A 17,852-nucleotide genomic window follows, 5' to 3' on the forward strand; every position below is an offset into this window, starting at 1 on the left:
AGATCATGGCTACACGCGCGGCACAGAACTGCGAGAGCATGGACGACGTCCGGGTCGAGATCGATCGTATCGACGAACAGATGGTCGATCTGATCTGCGAGCGCTTCGCCTATGTGGACCGGGCCTGGCAACTCAAGAAGTCGCCGGCCGACGCCACGGTGCCGTGGCGCATTCAGCAGGTCATCGACAAGGTGCGGGCGCGGGCGGAAAAGAACGAGCTGCCGCCGGAACTCGTCGAGGCGCTTTGGCGCCAAATGATCGGCTGGTTCATCCAGTACGAGGAAGAGAATCTCCGCAAGGAATCCAAAGGGTAACGGTTCCTCCAAGGTCAGCATCATGGACGCCAAATCGGATAAATCGAATTTGATCGCGGGCGAGACCGGCGATTGGGAAGTCATCATCGGCATGGAGGTCCATGCCCAGGTCACCTCGAACGCGAAGCTGTTTTCGGGCGCGTCGACCGAATTCGGCGGCGAGCCGAATTCCCATGTCAGCCTCGTGGACGCGGCCATGCCCGGCATGCTGCCCGTCATCAACGAGGCGTGCGTATCCCAGGCAATCAAGACCGGACTCGGCCTCAAGGCGGAGATCAATCTGTACTCGGTGTTCGATAGGAAGAACTATTTCTATCCGGACCTGCCGCAGGGCTATCAGATCAGCCAGTACAAGAACCCGATCGTGGGCGAGGGCGAGGTCATCGTCGACATGCTGAGCGGCGAGCGCGTGATCGTCGGCATCGAGCGTCTGCATCTGGAACAGGATGCGGGCAAGAGCCTGCACGACCAGCATCCGCAGAACTCCTACGTCGACCTCAACCGGTCGGGCGTCGCGCTGATGGAAATCGTGTCGAAGCCGGACATTCGCTCTTCAGAGCAGGCGAAAACCTATGTGTCCAAGTTGCGGACGATCCTGCGCTATCTCGGCACCTGTGACGGCAATATGGATCAGGGCTCGTTGCGTGCTGACGTAAACGTCTCCGTCCGCCGTCCGGGCGATGAGCTCGGGACGCGTTGCGAGATCAAGAACATGAACTCGATCCGCTTCATCGGCCAGGCCATCGAGTACGAGGCGCGCCGTCAGATCGAGATCATCGAGGACGGCGGGACGATCAATCAGGAAACGCGCCTGTTCGACGCGAAGACCGGCGAGACGCGGTCGATGCGTTCCAAGGAAGAGGCGCACGACTATCGCTACTTTCCGGACCCGGACCTGCTGCCGCTCGAGCTGACGCAGGACTTCGTCGACGACATCGCCAAAAGTCTCCCGGAACTCCCGGACGAGAAGCGGGCGCGGTTCATCGCCGATTACGGTCTCACGCCGTACGACGCTGACGTGCTCGTGGCCGAGCGTGAGAGCGTCGACTATTTCGAGGACGTGGCGAAGGGGCGCGATGCCAAGCAGGCCGCGAACTGGGTCATCAACGAGCTGTTCGGCCGTCTCAACAAGGAAGGCCTGACCATCAACGACAGCCCGGTCTCGTCGGCGCAGCTCGGCGGCATTGTCGATCTCATCAAGGCCGGGACCATCTCCGGCAAGATCGCCAAGGACGTCTTCGATATCGTCTGGACCGAAGGCGGCGACCCGGCCGAGATCGTCGAGAAGCGCGGCATGAAGCAGGTGACCGACACCGGTGCCATCGAGAAGGCAGTCGACGAGGTCTTTGCGGCCAATCCCGACAAGGTCGAGCAGGCCAAGGAGAAGCCGGCAATGGCCGGCTGGTTCGTCGGCCAGGTCATGAAGGCGACGGGCGGTAAGGCCAGCCCGCAAGCGGTCAACGCCCTGATCAAGGCAAAGCTCGGCATCGACTAGCGATAGCCTGATCGCGCGAGCGGCGGATCGTCCGAGACATGACCCGAGCCAAGACCAAAGATAAGACGACGGACAAGACTCGCGTCATCCGCGTGCACAAATACGGCGGCCCCGACGTCCTCAAATGGGAAGAGGCCGATATCGGTGAGCCGGGGCCGGGCGAGATCCGCATCAAGCAGACGGCGATCGGCCTCAACTTCATCGACGCCTATATGCGGTCGGGCCTCTACCCGCAGGACGCCTTGCCGTTCGTTCCTGGCACGGAAGGGGCGGGCGTCGTCACCGCGCTTGGCGAAGGCGTCCGCACGCTGAAAGTCGGCCGCCGGGTGGCCTATGCCGGCCATACGGGCAGCTATGCAGAAGAGCGCCTGATTGCAGCAGACCGCGTGGTGCGTATTCCCGATAGCGTGAGCGACGAGGTTGCCGCGGCGGTGATGCTGAAAGGCATGACGGCGCAGTATCTGTTGCGGCAGATCTTCAAGGTCGGCCCCAAGACGACGCTGCTGTTCCACGCGGCGGCGGGTGGCGTGGGCACGATCGCCTGCCAATGGGCGGCGTCACTGGGTGCGACCGTGATCGGCACGGTGGGCTCGGCCGGCAAGGCGCTGATCGCGCGCTCTCATGGCTGCACACACGTGATCAACTATCGGGAAGAGGACTTCGTCGCAAAGGTGAAGGAGTACACAGGCGGCGAGGGGGTCGACGTGGTCTACGACTCCGTCGGCAAGGAGACGTTTCCCGGCTCGCTCGATTGCCTCAAGCGGCGTGGCCTGTGGGTCAGCTTCGGCCAGTCTTCGGGGCCCGTGCCGGAGTTCCGCATCAATCTTCTGGCGCAAAAGGGCTCGCTCCTCGCCACGCGGCCTTCGCTTTGGGACTTCATCGCCACGCGTAAGGAACTCGTCTCCACCGCGAACGATCTCTTCGACGTCCTGGCCAAAGGCGCGGTCAGGGTTTCGGTGAACCAGACCTTCGCGCTCAAGGATGCCGCCGACGCGCATCGCGCCATGGAAGGCCGTCAGACCACGGGCTCGTCGGTCCTGATCCCATAGCCGGGCCCAGAGCGGGCTCCAAAGCGGGCCCAACGACATCCTGCCGCAGGTGGCGCGGATGACACCAAGCCGACACATTTGAGCCGTAGCCCCGTTCACTCAAATCTTCGTGGGCGCGAAGAAGAGTGAGAGCTATGGCGTCGTCAGTGATGCCGGTGCAGGTCTGCATCGCGCGCCCGGAAGAGAGAATCTGCCCACCGTGGTGCCTTTGCGCGGTCCTCTTGTTCGGCGCACTCTACGGGCTGGTGCACACGGCTCTCCGGCTTTCTTTCTCCCATAATCTGTCGCTGGACGACGCTTCCGCCAATGTTCTCGGCCAAACCCTTGCGCTCGGATACCAGGAGCGTCAGCCGCCGTTATACGAATGGCTGTTGTGGTCGGTGCAGCAGCTAACCGGCCCGGGACTGACGGGCTTCTTGCTCATCAAGTACAGCCTGCTCACCGCGACATTTGTCTTTCTCTACCTGGCCGCGCAGCGGCTGTTCGAGGATCGGCGCTGGGTCGTGATTGCGAGCCTATCGCCGCTGCTGCTCTATCAGATTGGGTGGAACCTCCACGAAGGCGTGACGCACAGCCTTGCTATGACCTGCGCGATCGCCGCATCGTTCTGGGCCTTTATGAGATTGGTGGAGAGCGGACGGCTTGGAGACTATGTGCTCTTCGGGGTCGTGGCGGGTATCGGTCTGCTGACCAAGTACGGCTTTGCCGCCTATCTGATCATCCTTTGTGTCTGCGCGTTGATTCAGCCGACCCTGCGAGCCCGGCTCTTCGACAGGCGCATGCTGGCGAGCGTGGCCCTCGCTGCCGCCATCGTCGCGCCCTTCGGCTACTGGCTCATTGCCAACGATCACGACCTCGTCCGGGTTTTCGACAGCACGGTTGCGCCCATGGCCTCGGATCGTCTGACCGCGACGATGACGGGTCTTGCGTTTGCGAGCTGGGCGCCACTCGGCTTTCTCTTCCCCCTCGATCTTATTCTGCTGGTGATGTTTCCGGCCCTGCTGCGCGAGGGCTGGTCGAGGATCAAGCAGGGCGTACTGCCACGGGATCGCGCACAGGCGGGGCCCGATTGGCCGCTCTTGTTGCTGCACATGACCCTCGCCGGGTTTGTCTTTCTCTTTCTCGGTGCGGTGTTGACGGGCGCCTCGAACTATCTCGAGCGCTATATGCATCCGTTCTTTTTCCTCACGCCGTTGTGGTTGTTGTGGGTGGCAGCGCAAGACGCGCCGGCGCGCCGGCCGGTCGCGATCGGCGCCGTGTTGTTGGCTGTCACGCTTGCGGTCGTGCCGATCCGCGCGGTGTACCTAGCCAGGGCCATGGGGCCGGACTGCAATCACTGCCGGCTCGCGGTGCCGTACGAGGGGCTCGCGCAAGAACTGGAGGCACGCGGCTTTGGGGGCGGAACCCTCATCGTCATGGATCGCAATGACGGCGGCAATCTGCGCCGGTTCCTTCCCGAGGCACGGATCGTTTCGCTCCGCCGGCCGTATCACTTGCCTCCCGTGCGGCCGCAGGATTTGACCGCCCCGGCGGTCGTCGTGTGGCGTCCGGCACGCAGGGCGGGCCTCTGGTCCCTTGCTGCGCCGGCCATTCGCCAGATTGATGGTCAGGTCGTCGGCAATCCGAGGGCCGTGCACGTGCCATGGACGCCCCTCGGCAGCGCATCCGAACCGCAAGCCTGGGAGTGGAGGATTGCGTTCGTGCAGCCATCCGCCGGGTCTCGACGCTAGTCATCCTGACCGCGCTTGTTCGGAAAATACGCGACAGCACTTCATCTCATTCGCGTGCCGGAAAGTTGCGCGTGGTTAGCGAGACGCGACCGGAAATGGTTAGAGGACCCTTTCAAACGCGCGTTCTTAATCTTTACCCCGCGGATTCCCGTGCCCTCGTAAAGCAAGCTTACCAAGCGATTCAGATTTGGTGAGCTTGCATTAAGCACATCGATTCAGACGTTCTTCAAAGACCTCGCCGATGATCGTCCTCGTTGAACGCAACACCGCGCATCGAACGTCTTTCGTGGGGAAAGTCAGATGCGCGGCGGGGACAAAGAGCCAAAACGGGGGACGTCATGGCACGATTGGAACTTGGAACGATCTTGGGTAGCCAGTTTGAGCCAGCGGTTCAGGCCGGCGGAGCGGATGCGCTGTTCGAGCTTGGAATGCTGTATGCGACGGGGCGCGACGTGGATGTGGATCTCGTCACCGCGCATAAGTGGTTCAACCTGTCGGCGGCGCGCGGCAACGACTCCGCGCGCGACTACAGGCTGGAACTGGCCCGCGAGATGACCACGGATCAGATTTCCGAAGCGCAGCGCCAAGCGCGCGAGTGGCTTCAGACCCACTAGGGTTGGATTGGACGAGTAGGGTGCGCCACGGCGCACGCTTAAGGCGGGATGCCGGATAAAACCGGCGTGCCGCCTTACTCGTTTCCGCATTCCCGGAACAGCGAGGTCATGCAGTCCCAGCTGCGGCGCGCGAAGTTCTTCTCCGGCTTCGGCGCCTCCTGAACCGGGGGCGGCGGAGGCGGCGGTGGCGCGGCCTGTTGGTTCTTCGCACCGGCGCCAAGGCCGATTGCAGCACCGGCACCCTGTAGCCCGCGCTTCGAGGCGTCATAGGCTCGCCCGCCCATCTCGAACAGAGATTTGGGCTGCTCGCCGCGCTTGCCCTCAAACGCCCGGTTGTCCCGTTCCACGCGTTCGTTCAACTGACGGACGCGGGGGTCGTTGGTGACCTTCGGGGGCAGGGTGGGGCCATCATAGTTGTAGACTTTCACCACGCCGGCGCAGTTGGGGTCCTTCTTTGCCGCACAGGAGGCATGGTTGCCCTCTTTGGTGGTACGCACCACACAATACAGCTTGAACGCATCGCTTTGGGTGACGCCACTGCCTTGGAGGCGGCAGCGGTAGGAGGCGTTGGGGTTCTTGCAGGTCACGCAATACTCGGCGCTCCCGGCCTGCGCCGTACTGGGCATGGCAAGAAACGGGGCGGCAAGGGCTATGCCGAGGCACGCCGCCGCACGCCTAGGCCATCCGAATCGGATGCCGCCGCTCATGCGCTAGTCCTCCCAGGATTTCGAAGCTCCAGCCTAGCATATTGTGCCCGAGAGCAATACGGGGCCGGGCTTGGCGTGGAAGGCCCCGTGTGGCTGGAAATCGCACGCACGCGTGTTGACCGGCCCGAACGAGACCAGTAAGCCTTTGCGTCCAGCGGAGACGTGGCCGAGAGGCTGAAGGCGGCGGTTTGCTAAACCGTTATACAGTGTAAAGCTGTATCGGGGGTTCGAATCCCCCCGTCTCCGCCAGCGCCCCGGGAAGCCCAATGCTTCAGGAGCGGACCTGGGAATCACCACGCAATTCGCCCCACCAATCGCCCCCCGATAAGTCGGCACGAGAACGCCATTTTTCTATGGCAGGTTCAGTTATTGCTTTGGGGAGACTTAGGTCATGAAGAACAAAGCCATAGCAGCCGGGCGCGTTTGGGCACTGGTACTGACATATTCCATGCTCTTTACACTGTTGATTGTCTTGGCTGAGGACGCCCACACGCCATCCACGGCGGTGGCACACACGCCGGTGGCGGCCCATATACACTAGGGCGCGCACCAAGGCGCCGCGCTTCTAAAGCGGCGCAAACTAACGCGTGTTCGTGGCGATGCGCACGTGCAGTGCGGATGTCGCACGCCTTAGCTTTGCCTGGCGGCTCATCGCGGCTGAAGCCGTTCGGGCTTCAGCTTGCAACCGCCCGATAGGAGCGCACGCGTACCGCCGATAAGGCGCAAGACGTTTTCTCGTCTCCAAGGAGCATGCAGATGAAACGTAGTGCAGAAGCGCAAGCGAACACCGCAGCAGGAACCAAATCCCGCCACCACGTCACCGGCGAGGATTATCCGTTCGAGTGGGCGAGGCGCTTTGAACACTGGTTGGACGTGGGCCACCGTCGCGCGTTCTTTTACGCGCTGCCCTTTATCGTGTTTGTCGTCGTGGTTGCCGTCATGGCCATTACATTAGCCATCCTGGACACGCCGCCTGTCTGAGTTGGCGGATACGCGTTGGATCTGGCGCTAGCCTAGTCCGTTTTCCCCACGGTCCACTCCGCTCGCCCTGCTTTTTGGCAGGTGCGGTTTCAACGCAGCCTCCTAGACCTGCAAATTTGCTATGACGGTCCGACGAGGAGGCGCGCGTGCTCTGCAATCACACGATCCATAAGCACCACCACCATTTCGGCTGGGACAACGCTATCGAGCCGATCTTGACCGTGACGCCGGGCGAGACGGTCGAGATCGAGACCATCGACGCCTCGGCCGGGCAGGTGGGGCCCGACACCACGCTCGAGCAGTTCCTTGCGCGCGATTCCTCCCGCGTGAACCCCGTGACCGGGCCCATCTTTGTCGAGGGCGCCGAGCCCGGGGATGCGGTGGCCGTGACCTTCAAGGATTTCCAGCCGTCCGGCTGGGGCTGGACCGCGAATATTCCGGGCTTCGGGCTGCTGGCCGATCAATTCACGGAGCCTGCGCTCCATATCTGGAAATACGATGCGCGGACCTTGGCGCCGGCCTTGTTCGGAGCCAGTGCTGCCGTCCCCTTGAGGCCGTTCTGCGGCACCGTGGGGCTCGCCCCCGCCGCGCCCGGCCTGCATTCGGTGATCCCGCCGAGCCGGGTGGGCGGCAATCTCGACATCCGCGACAACGCCGTCGGCACGACGCTCTACCTGCCGGTCGAGGTGGCGGGGGGCTTGCTGTCGCTCGGCGACACCCATGCGGCCCAAGGTGACGGTGAAGTCTGCGGCACGGCCATCGAGAGCCCCATGGTGGTCGCGGTGGAGATCGGTCTCATCAAGCAGGCAGGGCTGGCATTTCCGCGTTTCGAGACGAACGGGCCGGTGTCCCGCCATCTGGATGAGGCTGGGTACCGGGCCACGACGGGCGTGGGGCCGGATCTGATGCAGGCGGCGCGGGACGCCGTCTCGGGCATGATCGATTGGCTTTGCGCCAGCACAAATATGGCGGCGGTGGATGCGTATATGCTGTGCAGCGTCTGCGCCGATCTGCGGATCAGCGAAATTGTCGACGCTCCCAACTGGACGGTTTCGTTGTATTTTCCGAAGATGGTGCTGCGCTAGCGAGGCCAGGAGCTGTCGAGATGACCGTGAATAGCCCCCAGTCTGGACCCAACCTTGATCCCACCTTTGTCGAGCGGGAGCGGAACCGCCTAGCCGGCCGGGCGCTGTCCTTCCTCATCGGTCTGAACGGCATCGCCGCGCTGGTCCTGCTGACCATCGTGGCCATGGAGCCGCAGGCGACCGTCGACCGCAAGGTGACAATGGCCATGCTGGTGTTCAGCGGCGGGGCGTTGGCGGCGCTGTTCAGCTCGTTCCTGGCCTATGTGAACCGGACCGTGCGGCTGGAATCTCCGGGCCGTCGCGAATTGCGGCGGGCCTTGCGGACGGTCGCTATTCTGACAGTCGTCGGCAGCGGGGCCGCGTTCCTGATCGGCATGAACATGGTGGCGACGACCCAGGCCGAAAAATCGAGCTCCCATCCCAAGAGCCGGCGGGAGGACAAACCGCCCAAGCCGCCGCAAATCAAGAATGCGGCGCTCCCTGCGGCTTTCGAATTTCGGTGGAGCTCCCGCGCATAGCGCGTTGAGGCGGAGTCGTTTTACGGGCCGGTCATCTCGCTGGTGAAGTCGGACCAGACCTGCTGCGCGTCCTTCGTGGCCGCGCCGACCTTCTCGTTCACGACGTCCCAGTTGACGACGCGCTTTTCGACCTGCTGCTCGCGCTGATCCATGACGAAGGCAGCCACGACCGTCAGCGCAACGCCCAGTATGAAGCCAAGTAGGAACCGCATGGAAAACCCCTCACGAGTTGGGGGGATCATACGGCCAACCTGCCCCCAAAGGAAGGAGTTGTGACCTCACCCCAGGCTCGCGGCGGCTAGCCGCTGGCCAGCCGCCGCTGATCGTCGGATAGGTCGTTGGGGCTGTCGGCGGGCACCTCCGGCGGGCTCAAGGCAGCAGCCAGGGCATCGTCTACCGTCGACATCCAGACGAACTTGACCGCCTCGCGAGCGGCTTCCGGAATATCCTCGAAGTCCCGGCGATTGCGTTCGGGCAGCATCACGGTCTTGATCCCGGCGCGCACGGCCGCGAGCACCTTGTTCTTCACCCCGCCGATCGGCAGCACGAGGCCGCGCAGCGAGATTTCGCCGGTCATGGCGATGTCGCTCCGAACCGTCCGCCCGGTGAAGAGCGAGGTGAGGGCGATGAACATGGCCACGCCCGCACTCGGCCCGTCTTTGGGAATGGCGCCTGCCGGGACGTGCAGATGGATATCCGACGTGTCGAACACGCTCTGCTCGATGCCGAGATGTCCTGCCCGGACTTTCAGAAGAGATAGAGCGGCTTGCGCGCTTTCCTTCATGACGTCTCCGAGCTGGCCGGTCAGGATGAGCCGGCCCTTGCCGGGCACTTTCGTGCACTCGATGAAGAGGATATCGCCACCCGTTGGCGTCCAGGCGAGCCCCGTGGCAACGCCGGGCACGGATGTGCGCATCGCGACCTCGTTGTCGACCTTGCGGGCGCCCAAGATGCCGTGGAGGTCGTCCACGTCGATGCGCATGCGCGACTGGCCGCCTTCGGCGATCTGCATGGCCACGTGACGGCAGACGGCGCCGATCTCGCGCTCGAGATTGCGGACGCCCGCCTCGCGGGTGTAGCCGTCGATGATCGTGCGCAGCGCCTCTTCGGTGATCTCGCACTGCTCCGGGCTGAGACCGCTTGCCTCCAGCTGTCGCTTGACCAGATAGCGCTTGGCGATCTCGACCTTCTCGTCCTCGGTGTAGCCGGGGATCTCGATGACCTCCATGCGGTCGCGCAAGGGTGCCGGTATCTGGTCGAGCACGTTCGCGGTGCCGATGAACATCACCTTCGACAGGTCGAACGGAACACCCAGATAGTTGTCGCGGAACGTGCTGTTCTGCGCAGGATCCAGGACCTCGAGCAGCGCTGCGGACGGGTCGCCGTGGAAGCTGGCGCTCAGCTTGTCCATCTCGTCGAGCATGAAGACGGGATTGCGCGTCTCGGCCTTGCGCAGCGCCTGCACAATATTACCGGGCAGGGCACCCACATAGGTGCGCCGGTGACCGCGGATCTCCGCTTCGTCATGCACGCCGCCAAGGCTGATCCGTCCGAACTGGCGGCCCATGGCGCGCGCGATCGACTGGCCGAGCGAGGTCTTGCCGACGCCGGGCGGGCCGACGAAGCACAGGATCGGGCTGTTGCCATCTGGGTTGAGCTTGCGGACCGCAAGGTACTCCAGGATCCGCTGTTTCACCTTCGGCAGGCCGTAGTGATCCTCGTCGAGGATCCGGCGCGCTTCGGCGATGTCGATGGTCTCCTTGGAGAGCTTCGACCAGGGCAGCTCGATCAGCCAATCCAGATAGGTGCGGATCATGCCGTGCTCGGCGGACGCCTCGGGCATGCGCTCCAGACGGCGCAGTTCCTTCTTGGCCTGCGTCTCCGCTTCCTCCGACATCTCGGCCTTGTCGATGGACTCGCGCAGCTCGGCGATCTCGGCTTCGCCGTCTTCGCCTTCGCCAAGCTCCTTTTGGATCTGGCGAAGCTGCTCGCGCAGGATGTGTTCGCGCTGGCGGCCGGACAGGGACTCTTGCGTCTGCTCGCCGATCTGCTTCGACAGGCGCAGGACCTCGATCTGCTGCACGAGTTCGCGCAGCACTTTGTCGATGCGGTCGGACACGTCGAACGTCTCGAGAATGCCCTGCTTCTCCGGCGGGCTGATATCCATCACGTTGGCGATGAAGTCGGCCAGCATGGAGGGCGACTCGATCTGCTCCAGGGCGCCGCCCAGTTCGTCCGGCGCATTGGGCAGGAGCGACAGGGCCTCTCGCGCGCGTTCGCGCAGCTGATGGACCCGGGCCGCGAGCTCGGTCGAGAACACTTCGGACCCGCCGATTTCCTCGATCCGCGCCGCAAGGAACGGGTATCCGTCGAGGATCTCCAGAACCTTGAAGCGGTTCATGCCGCGCACGACGAGGTGATGCGCGCCGTCAGGCGACGTCACATAGCGCATGATCTCGGCGATGGTGCCGACACGGTTCAACTGGTCGGGGCCCGGCGCGTCGGCGCTCGGGTCGCTCTGCAGCAGCACGCCGACGGGCTTGCCGGCTTGCGCGGCCGCTTGCGCACCGGCGACGGTCTGGGGGCGCCCAACCATCAGGGGGGCGACCACGCCCGGAAACAGCACCGCGTTGCGCGTCGGCAGCAGAATGACCGCATCGTTCGGCAGCTCGGGAAAGGCCGACTCTTCCGGTCCCGTGGTGGTCTGGGACTCGGTGGTCTCCTCGGTCTTCTGCAGACTTTCGGTGGTCAGATTTTGGTCTTGCTCATTCATGATGTGCACTTCAGTGATTGGGTTAGCCTGCCTTCGTAAAGATCAGTTTCAGACATCCATTTTCGAGTTCTTTGCCGATGAGCCTCAGACGGCTCGAAATGGCGATGCGCCGCTCGAAGCGGCCGTAGGGAATCTCGAGCCGGACGATATTGGCGCCGCGCCCCGCGGCCGGAATGGCCCGGACGCCTGTGACGATCAACGTCGTGCCTTCGATTTCGGCCCGGACGGCCTCGGGGCGGACCCCCGGCAGCGCCGTGATCACGGTCACCTCGCGCTCGGTCTCGAAAATATCGACCGGCGGTTCCCAACAGGCGCTACCGGCGGCGCTCGACGGCCCGAAAAACTGCCGTTGGAGTTGCTCGGCCTGTTTGAGCATCGCGCAGGCCTCGGCGAACATCCGCGCGGTTGGATCGGACTTGGGATCACGCATTCATAGTCTCGTTTCGAACTTCGGTCGTCTTCAGTTCCGGCGGCATTCGTCTGCCGCCGCCTCGCATATCGTCGGCCTTCAATTTCGGCCGCGAAAGTTATGATCCAGAGCAAAGCCGGGGGACGGCGACAGGTCAAGCCGCTGGCGACGGCTCGGGTGGGGAGCCTTTATTTGGGGTTTGCGGCGCTGCACAACAAGAGCAGCGGCACAATGCGGGCATCCGGCCAGGGGCCGCGCGTTTCGGGCAAGGCCGCGCGCGTCTGCTCATCGCACTTTGCGGCGATCGATGGAGCGATCCTATTTGGCGACGATGAAGGTCGTGCGGTCGAGCCCGGTATTGCCCGTGCGCGGATTGTGCGCATAGACGGTCACGTCGTAGAGGCCCGGCGCCGTCACCGGCACGCTGCCGGCGAATTGGCTCGCCTCGCCGCCAAAGGCAAGGTCGATCGGGTCGAGCTTCTCGCCGTTATGGGTGACGAGCGCTTTGACTTCGAGCTCGTCCGCATCCCACAAGCCGCCCGGCGTGATGGGGCAGCCACACATGAGGCTGACATTGGCGCGCAGATCGATCTTGTCCATCTGTCCGGAAAGCTTCACATGCGCGGGCGGGTCGAGCACGTCCACCACGTAGCCCGGCAGCTCGACGCGCCAGCCATCGCCTCCGGTGATGTCTTTTCCCGGCACCACCCATTGGGTGACGGTCACGCGGTTCGCGCTTTGGCGCTGGGCAAGGGGACCGAACACCTCGACCTCGACCAGGCGCGGCTCCTCGATATCGATGGTGGCGTCGAACTTGGCGGCGCCCTCGCTCGAGAGCGTGGCGCGGCGTCCGCCGTCCTCATGCATGATGCGGCCGGTATCGCCCGTGCCGCCTTCGGTCACGCCCTCGGCCAGGATCTTGCCGGTGTCGGCGTCGCGCACGATGACCCGGGCGCCGCCCATGCTGGAGCCAACGAACTTGGCATCCTTGCTCAGCACGCGAACGGTGATGTCGGTGGGTTCGGCGCTGGCGACGCGCGGCGCGAACACGATGATGGCAGCCGCGACGGCAAGTCCCAGCCCTGCGAGCAAAAGGACATGCGCAAGGCGAGGGGTCGTGGTGCGTGACAAGGACTTAGGTGAGGCGTGATGAAGCGACATCGGAACTCCCGGGAAGGCCGGCTTGGCAGGAAGGGGCAAGCCCGTCCCCTGAAAATGGGGACGGACGGGGAGACCTTAAAGGGTCCGCATGACACGCAGACATGACACGCGGATACTTGGCCAAGAGAGCGAGCTTCGCGGCTCGCGGAGCGCTGCTTAGCAGTTGGCGCAGGTGTACCCGGGAGAAGTATAGAGCGGTGTCTGCGTCACGCTCGGCGGTTTGGGCACGCGTACGGGAGGGGTGAGGGGCGTGTGCGGCCGATGGACGTCAGGCACGCGCACCTTCGGCTCCGGCACGCGGTGCAGCTTGATCGGGCGGGCGTCGTAGAACTGGTCGCGGATGAACGGCTTATCCGGGAAACGGCCGGTCGGCTGGATGCCGTAATAGAACGGCCATGGGTTCCCCTTCGTCTTGTAGACCTTGGCGGCGGTGCCGCCGGAGATCGCGGCCAGGATGAGATTGGTATCCGTCTGGGTGGTGCGCCGGATGATGGGCGGGCCCGAATTGCCGATCGCGAACAAATTGCCGCTGTGCTTGATGGTATAGCGGCGTCCTTTGCGGTTCAGCGCCAGATAGTCGCCGAAGACGAAGGCGAACACCGCCTGGTTGGAGCTGTTCACGATGCCCTGGAAGATGCCGCCGCGCACGGTCAGCTCGCCGGCGGGTGTCTTGACCTTCACGGCGGGCTCCTGCTTCGAGAGCTTCCCGCCGACAAAGCGCAGGGCGCCCTTCGAGAGCGTGGCGGTCATCTCGCCCGTGCCCTTGTGCGGGTTGTAGACGAACTTGTCGATGAGGAGGCTCGAGCGGGGGCCGACGGTGAAAGTGGAGCCGTCGACCAGGAGCACCTGCACGACGCCGGAGTCCGACGTGGTGATCCGTTCGTTGTAGAAAACCGACTTGCCGATCTTGAGGGTTCGCGTGCCCGCGCCGGGCGGCGTACTGGTGGCTTTCGGGGTGACGGCGGAAGCGACGCCGACGCGATCGGCGGCTTCTGCGGTGGCGTCCATACCGGATAGGGGCAGGACCGAGAGAACCGAGCTTGCGACAATCGCGGTCGCCCTCGGTGTGAGGCTAATCGAAGCGAGCATGAAGACCTGTCCCGTCCCGTTGGTGTCGAATGCCGTGGGCCACGCAAGGCGTTGGCAAGCCGGTCATGTGGGGACAGAAAAAGGCAGAGCAACCTCTGCGCGAAATCGCCAAAACTTCCGAGACGCAGCGGAATCCGGCGCCGAAATGTGGCGACGAAAACGCTCAAACGACGCTTTTTGAGGGGGTGCGGAGGGATTTGTCAGCAGTCGAGCAAGGAAGGCGAACGGCGGCAGTCCGTAGAAGCAGGGCTAACGAGGACTACCGCTGAGCGCCCGCGTAGATGCCGTTGGCCCGCCATCTGTCGTTCGCCTGACGGACATCGAAGTTTCCGATGACGCCCTTGGGTGTCTTGTCTATCCCCTGGAATCCGACGAATGAGCCGTTCGCAGTGCCGGCAATCGATTTGGCAAGATTGTTCCGATTGACGTGGCCGACGATACCGGTGAAGCCGGAAGTCCCTGGCGCATTCACCAGCTTGCCGCCGAAGTTGCGGTTATCGAAGTTTTTGACTGAGAAGTCACCACTGCGTTTAGCGAACTGCCAGTCAAGGGTCATGTCCCCGGTAGCGATGTACTGGTTCCAAGTCCCTTTCTTGAGTTTGGCGACCGTGCCAACTGCGCTGCCTTCGTAAGATGCGCTTGCTTGGAGCTGCTGGAGCTTATCGATATTCGCTTCGGGAACGACATTCCCCGCGACCCACCAACCACCCATCTTGTCCACATTGGAGCCATAGGTGACGTCAGACGCCCAGGTGCCGAACTTTATGAATTCGCACTCATTGCAGAGGACCGAACCTGGAATGCTGATCAGGTTGCCGGAGTGGGAGACTTCGGAGAAGTTCTCAACATTTTGGGACTGTTCGAAGTGTCCCTGCCAAGGCCATCGGCCTGTTCGCACCCACTCCTCATTCCATGTCTTCCTAACGACGTTTGACGTTCCGTCGTTTCCGAACGCCAGGAACGTATTGTCATCAATGTAGGCTTCTGCCTGTCCGGCGAAGCCCAGATTGAATGTGGTCGTCTGTCTCGGGACTGGCTCCCAGTTAACAATTGTGAGGCCCCGGTGGTCGTTGACCTGAATTGCCCCGGTAACCGTGTTTGCCTTGGGGTCAAGCTTCACGTTTGCAGTACCATCGTAGAGAGAGATTGGCTCTCCACTTCCGTTGTCTCCTGTTTGTAGAAAGCCGGACGCATGGCCGTTAAACGTTCCTCCGGTCTTGACCACTGTCGGCGTCTCGGTGTTGTCGATGGCCGGCGGCGGGGTGATGACCTTCGGCATAGGCACTGGATCAGTCTTCAACTGCTCCAGCCGAATGAGCTGTTTGGTGATCTCCGTCTGGATCTGTGTGGTGGTGACATTGCTTATCGTGTCACTCGCCGCGTTCGCGACGTTGTCCGCCTGCTGGCCGGATTGCTGCGCGGTGCTGTTGGGATTCTGCGACCCGCTATCGCCGCCGCCGCCCGATGAGGACGACGTGGTCGTGGCCGGGCTCGAAAGCGCCTGCATGAAGACGTTGGTATCCTCGGCCGTGGTGGGGCGGACGTTGCCGGTGCCGCTCGACATATCGAGCGTATACCCGGGCTGATAGACCGTTTGCGTTCGCCCGTTCCGGCCTTGCATCGACATCGAGTGGCCGTAGAGGAAGGAATAGATCTTCTTCTGCGTGTTGCCCTGGAACATGCCGCCGCGAATGGCGAGCGCGCCCGACGGCGTGTTCACCTTCACGCCGCCCGCGTTCTTCGACAGCTTGCCGCCGATGAAGCGCATGGAACCCTTGGAGAAGGTGGCGACCAGTTCGCCCGTCTTCTTGTTCGGGTCGTAGACGAACTTGTCGATGACGAGGTTGGAGTTGGGGCCGACCGTGAAGGTGGAGCCGTCCACCAGCAGCACCTGCACGAGCCCTTGCGCCGTGGTCTCGATGCGCTCGTTGTAGAAGATCGACTTGCCGATATTCAGCTGCTTGTTGGGCACGCCGGAGAGCGACGAAAAGGCGTCCGGATTGACGGCCGCTGCGACGCCGACCTTGGCGGCGTAGGCGGGGGCGGACAGGGCAAGGCCAACGCCCGCGCTACAGAGCAGCGCGATCGCCACGGCGCCGCGCGGCAGCGTCAAGTGACCGTTTCTGACCATCCCTCAAGCCTCTTCTACAAGCCGTAGAGAAGAGAAATTCCGATTATTGATATAGCACAGTTTTGCCGGGTTTCATTGTCCAATCGCGCCAATAGAGCGGATCGGCGACAAGATACGGAAGGACTTTAGCTGAAACGATCTAACGCTTTGCAGCAGCACCAAAAATACCGGTTGCACGGTAGTAGTTGTTCATGTCTTTGACGCCCCAGTTGCCAATGACGCCGGCAGCCGGGCGCCGTCCGTCGGTCACGAAGGAGCCGAAGGCGCCGCCCGAAACGGGAATCTGTCCTGCCATGCCGCTGATGTCTCCGGAGAAGCGATTCACGCTCCCCGGTGTGGACATCGTGCCGGAGACGTTCAGCGTCGGCGGGGTGTAATTCGGCAAGGGCGACGAAATGGCTTTGAAGTCGGAGATCGAGAGCTGGCCCGAGCGTTTGGCGAAGCTCCAGCTCATGTCGAGATCGCCGCGGCCTTCGACCTGCGCGCCGTCCAGATTGTAGTCGAGGATCGTGCCCCGGGCGGTTCCGGAATAGGTCGCGGTACCCGTCGTCGGCAGGTCCTTGAACGCGGTGACTGCGCCGCCAACCCACCAGCCATTGTTGATGTCTTCCTGCATGGCGTAGGGGTCGTTCGGGTAAGAGCTGTATTTGTAGTCTGCGTTGAAGGTGCCCCATTCGATGAAGTTGCAGCCGGGACACATCACTTGCGTTCGCCGTTCGGCCCCACCGGTCGGGTCGGTCACGTAAAGCGGATTGCCGCTGGAGTCGATGAGTTGCAGGCTCGACAGTGTCCAGTTGTTGTTGGAGACCGGGCTGAACTTGAAGATACCGTGGCTTGGTCCGAATTGTTGCGAGGACCCCTCGACGTTGCGCAGCGTCAGGGTGATGACGTCGGAGTTCTCATTGTAATCGAAGTCGGTCGAGTACTTGCTCCCGACGGTGGTGTAATTGCCGTAGTCGTCGTGCGCGATGCCGCTCCCATAGCCACCGATCGTGAAGTCGATGCTCGTCTCCTCGAGCTGCTCGACAGTCGTCTGCTGCAACGCGAGCAGCTGCTGCAGGATTTCGTCGCTGATCCGCGTGCCGGTGGCGTCGATGATCATCTGCTGGAAGTCTTGCGGCAGGATCACGAAGTTCTGCGGCGGGGGCTGGTTGTCCGTGCCGGTGCCGGTGGTGCTTACCGTACTGTTGGTCAGGCTGGCCAGGACCGTCTGGATGTCGGCCGCGGTCGTCGGCCGGATCGTCGGCACGCCGCTGCTGAGGTCGAGCGTGTAGCCGGGCTGGTAGACCGTGTAGACCTTCCCGCTCTTGCTCTTGAACACCATCTCGTTGCCGAAGAGGAACGAGAAGATGGTGCCCCGCGAGGTAATCGCGCCCTGGGCCATGCCGCCGCGGATGGCGAGGCTGCCATCCGGCGTGTTGACGGTCACGCCGCCGGGGTTCTTCGAGATCTTGCCGCCGATGAAACGCATCGAGCCCTTCGAGAAGGACGTGACGATCTCGCCGGTCTTCTTGTTGGGGTCGTAGACGAACTTGTCGATGACGACGTTGGAGTTCTTGCCGACGGTGAAGGTAGAGCCGTCCACGAGCAGAACCTGAACCACGCCTTTGGCGTCGGTGCTGATCCTCTCGTTGTAGAAGATCGATTTGCCGATGCGGATTTCCTTGCCGCCGGAAAAAGCGTCCGGATTGACCGCGGCCGCCACGCCAACCTTGTTCGCGGCGGCGTCCGTTGGCGCACCGAGAGCAGCCGCGCCGAGTGCGATGAACGCTACGACTGCGCGTACGGCACCCACG

The 17,852-nt window shown here is 63.1% G+C and carries 16 protein-coding genes and 1 tRNA gene; 9 read left to right on the forward strand and 8 right to left on the reverse strand.

Annotated features, from left to right (window positions below; translation table 11 throughout):
- The first annotated feature begins 5 nt into the window (after positions 1 to 5).
- The 5 genes from DCY11_RS14745 to DCY11_RS14765 all read left to right on the forward strand — a co-directional run bounded on the left by DCY11_RS14745 (position 6) and on the right by DCY11_RS14765 (position 5,202).
- Complete coding sequence (locus DCY11_RS14745) at positions 6 to 314, forward strand: chorismate mutase (protein WP_108683503.1); 309 nt, start codon at positions 6 to 8, stop codon at positions 312 to 314.
- 22 nt (positions 315 to 336) lie between these two features.
- Entirely contained in the window at positions 337 to 1,809 is a 1,473-nt protein-coding gene (gene gatB / locus DCY11_RS14750) for an Asp-tRNA(Asn)/Glu-tRNA(Gln) amidotransferase subunit GatB (protein WP_108683504.1), read from the forward strand.
- Between the two features lie 38 nt (positions 1,810 to 1,847).
- On the forward strand, positions 1,848 to 2,858 hold the full coding sequence (locus DCY11_RS14755) for a quinone oxidoreductase (RefSeq protein ID WP_108683505.1): 1,011 nt from the start codon (positions 1,848 to 1,850) through the stop codon (positions 2,856 to 2,858).
- Positions 2,859 to 2,992: 134 nt separating this feature from the next.
- Positions 2,993 to 4,588: a glycosyltransferase family 39 protein gene (locus DCY11_RS14760; RefSeq protein ID WP_108683506.1), complete on the forward strand. Its 1,596-nt coding sequence runs from the start codon at positions 2,993 to 2,995 to the stop codon at positions 4,586 to 4,588.
- Positions 4,589 to 4,926: 338 nt separating this feature from the next.
- On the forward strand, positions 4,927 to 5,202 hold the full coding sequence (locus tag DCY11_RS14765; protein ID WP_069445099.1) for an SEL1-like repeat protein: 276 nt from the start codon (positions 4,927 to 4,929) through the stop codon (positions 5,200 to 5,202).
- Between the two features lie 74 nt (positions 5,203 to 5,276).
- On the opposite strand, the gene DCY11_RS14770 is transcribed toward DCY11_RS14765, so the two are convergent.
- Positions 5,277 to 5,909: a hypothetical protein gene (locus DCY11_RS14770; RefSeq protein WP_159080058.1), complete on the reverse strand. Its 633-nt coding sequence runs from the start codon at positions 5,907 to 5,909 to the stop codon at positions 5,277 to 5,279.
- 156 nt (positions 5,910 to 6,065) lie between these two features.
- On the opposite strand from DCY11_RS14770, the gene DCY11_RS14775 reads away from it, so the two are divergent.
- The 4 genes from DCY11_RS14775 (at position 6,066) to DCY11_RS14790 (ending at position 8,493) form a co-directional block, all read left to right on the forward strand.
- Positions 6,066 to 6,158: transfer RNA gene (locus DCY11_RS14775), tRNA-Ser, on the forward strand.
- 507 nt (positions 6,159 to 6,665) lie between these two features.
- Positions 6,666 to 6,890, forward strand: a complete 225-nt coding sequence (locus DCY11_RS14780; protein WP_159080059.1) for a hypothetical protein — start codon at positions 6,666 to 6,668, stop codon at positions 6,888 to 6,890.
- A gap of 146 nt (positions 6,891 to 7,036) precedes the next feature.
- Entirely contained in the window at positions 7,037 to 7,975 is a 939-nt protein-coding gene (locus tag DCY11_RS14785) for an acetamidase/formamidase family protein (protein ID WP_108683509.1), read from the forward strand.
- A gap of 20 nt (positions 7,976 to 7,995) precedes the next feature.
- A complete protein-coding gene (locus tag DCY11_RS14790; protein ID WP_108683510.1) occupies positions 7,996 to 8,493 on the forward strand; it encodes a hypothetical protein in 498 nt (165 codons plus the stop codon).
- Positions 8,494 to 8,513: 20 nt separating this feature from the next.
- Here DCY11_RS14790 and DCY11_RS14795 read toward each other — a convergent pair whose 3' ends face one another.
- The 7 genes from DCY11_RS14795 to DCY11_RS14825 form a co-directional block, all read right to left on the reverse strand.
- Entirely contained in the window at positions 8,514 to 8,705 is a 192-nt protein-coding gene (locus tag DCY11_RS14795) for a hypothetical protein (protein ID WP_108683511.1), read from the reverse strand.
- Between the two features lie 86 nt (positions 8,706 to 8,791).
- A complete protein-coding gene (gene lon / locus DCY11_RS14800) occupies positions 8,792 to 11,266 on the reverse strand; it encodes an endopeptidase La (RefSeq protein WP_108683869.1) in 2,475 nt (824 codons plus the stop codon).
- A gap of 22 nt (positions 11,267 to 11,288) precedes the next feature.
- Entirely contained in the window at positions 11,289 to 11,696 is a 408-nt protein-coding gene (locus DCY11_RS14805; RefSeq protein ID WP_208430479.1) for an Hsp20/alpha crystallin family protein, read from the reverse strand.
- A gap of 297 nt (positions 11,697 to 11,993) precedes the next feature.
- Positions 11,994 to 12,836 carry a hypothetical protein gene (locus tag DCY11_RS14810; protein WP_208430480.1) on the reverse strand — a complete coding sequence of 281 codons (843 nt, stop codon included), beginning with the start codon at positions 12,834 to 12,836 and terminating at the stop codon, positions 11,994 to 11,996.
- A 156-nt stretch (positions 12,837 to 12,992) separates the two neighbouring features.
- The gene (locus DCY11_RS14815; protein WP_108683512.1) at positions 12,993 to 13,925 is read right to left on the reverse strand and encodes a FecR domain-containing protein; all 933 of its coding nucleotides are present in this window, start codon (positions 13,923 to 13,925) and stop codon (positions 12,993 to 12,995) included.
- 259 nt (positions 13,926 to 14,184) lie between these two features.
- A complete protein-coding gene (locus DCY11_RS14820; RefSeq protein ID WP_159080060.1) occupies positions 14,185 to 16,017 on the reverse strand; it encodes a FecR domain-containing protein in 1,833 nt (610 codons plus the stop codon).
- A gap of 178 nt (positions 16,018 to 16,195) precedes the next feature.
- Entirely contained in the window at positions 16,196 to 17,851 is a 1,656-nt protein-coding gene (locus DCY11_RS14825; protein WP_108683514.1) for a FecR domain-containing protein, read from the reverse strand.
- Position 17,852 lies beyond the last annotated feature (1 nt).

This window comes from Methyloceanibacter sp. wino2 (assembly GCF_003071365.1).
Lineage (GTDB): Bacteria > Pseudomonadota > Alphaproteobacteria > Rhizobiales > Methyloligellaceae > Methyloceanibacter.